The sequence below is a fragment of the Rugamonas sp. FW305-51 genome (genome assembly GCF_058786935.1).
The window spans coordinates 1-1,843 of the sequence record NZ_JBYSZG010000105.1; the positions used below are offsets into that span (position 1 = coordinate 1).

3 protein-coding genes are annotated in these 1,843 nt (G+C 48.2%); all 3 read right to left on the bottom strand.

All coding sequences use genetic code 11. The features are described 5' to 3' along the window. On the bottom strand, positions 1-283 hold a 283-nt coding region (locus AC3WOS_RS28450), incomplete at its 3' end, for an RHS repeat domain-containing protein (RefSeq protein ID WP_492720678.1). Positions 284-826: 543 nt separating this feature from the next. Further along, positions 827-1,309: a hypothetical protein gene (locus AC3WOS_RS28455; RefSeq protein WP_492720680.1), complete on the bottom strand. Its 483-nt coding sequence runs from the start codon at positions 1,307-1,309 to the stop codon at positions 827-829. Between the two features lie 8 nt (positions 1,310-1,317). Then, positions 1,318-1,843, bottom strand: a 526-nt coding sequence (locus tag AC3WOS_RS28460; RefSeq protein WP_492720681.1) for an RHS repeat-associated core domain-containing protein, incomplete at its 5' end; no start/stop codon positions are given.

Consider the following 1,843-nt stretch of genomic DNA (forward strand, 5'->3'; position numbering starts at 1 on the left):
AGGACTGGACGGCATTGCGCGCATCGAATGTGAACGCATGGATAGCTCCCCTGGCGTCGCTCACCTGCGTCACGTTGTTATTGGGGTCGTAAGTGGTCGAAGTGACGCCGGTGAGCGGGTCGGTGATGGATTTCACGCGGTCGAACGCATCGTAGGCCAGGATGGAGCTTGCACCCAGCGCGTTCGTGGCGGCGAGCATCCGCCCCGCCGAATCGGTGAAATAACGTTGCATGTTTCCGATGCCATCGGTGACTGTCGCCAGGTCGGCGCCGTCGTAGGTCATCGTTGAAATCCGGCCGGCCGGGGTCGCATTGTATGCCGTCAAAAAAATATAGCCAGCCATAATAAACCTGTTGAATCAATCAAACCAATCGGGTTGCCGAAAAAATTACTGCATATTTTTTTGTAAATATTTTAATCTAAAAAGAACCAGTTCTTAATTGGCGCCTGACGAGAGACATAGATTTCTTTCCCATCAGAAATCCGAATAACACGAACCGCCCCCATAGAGAAATCGCTCTTATGTCTAAAGGCCACATGCTTTGAATTGTTCGAAACTCGAATAAGTGAATAGATTTCCTTTATTATTGATCTCACCAACGTTTTTTTGGTAAAAATTGCGGAAGATGTTTCCGAATAAATTATTAACTCGCGCAACCCATGGGATGGCGCGACAAGTGTAATTTCTGGGCGCCCCCCCCGGGGAAATCTTTTCCGCCCCAATTTCTATACAGCGGTCCGGAATTGGACAACCAATCAATCCTATCTAGATCAATCGAAACCACATACATTAGGGGATTGCCTCGACCCCTGGGATCGTTCTACCCTAATGTTTGACTGAAACGTCTCTCTCCAAGGTTGAGCTAGATTCTAATGCACGTGCGCTCTCCGCGACATTTAATGAATTCAAGATGTGGCGGCACAAACCTCTTACTTTGCTCCGACAGTGTCTATCAATATTTTGGCGAACAACAATTGCATCGTCAGTTGACCAGGTTTCGTCAATATGCTTAAGGACAAAGACCTCAAAAGCCTTGTCTGCGACCGCATATTGTCGGAGGTTCCCAAAATGCGTCCAGTCAGCGGACAGAAGTCGTGCTACAGTAGCGCTGTAGCCTTCAGAAATTGCCGCATCATCGCATTGCGCGTATCGTTTGAATGACTTGTAAAGAGCAGACCAGCTCTTAAGTGTTGATGCCTCAATTTCGGCAGCCATGGCTTCGGCTTGTGTGCATATTTTTTCTTGCGTGGCACAGACGTTGGCAGCCTGAATCAGCAAGAAAAAATATAGTGCTATTGTTCTGAACATTTTGCCTCCTACCGATGAACCGTCAATGTACGTATTGGGTCGTTTTTGCCCTCTAAGTCCCGCATGGTTTTCGTGAAATCGTCAGTTGTTCTAATGCATCCATTGGTTGAGTAATTTACTCCCGATCTTCCGGCGAGATCCGTACTCGTTGCTCTACCTGAATGTACGCCGCAGCCGACGCAACCAGGGACCGTAAAAACGCTATTACCATTTGAGCCATACGGGCTATTGGGTGCATCATCACTATGTGTAGTGTTATATCCAAATGGATAGGTGCCTTCAGGCCAAGGGCCTCTACTCGACCTTTGGGCGTTATTTGCTGCCGCAGCCCCCGAAACAAAAAACCCGTCGCGGTCATAAAGAAAGATCGTATTCGCGAACGTACCGGAATCGTAATAAACGATGTCTGAGAGACCGAGCGGGTCGATTCGGCTAATTGGATCCCCTGACACATAGCCGTAAGAGTTCATCCCCGCGATAAGTCCTAATGGATCAGCTGATATAAATCGCGCCATACTTGGCGAATAATATCGG

Coding starts and splice junctions, on each gene's coding strand:
- AC3WOS_RS28455 (WP_492720680.1), bottom strand. CDS start 1,309: ATGTTCAGAACAATAGCACTATATTTTTTCTTGCTGATTCAGGCTGCC.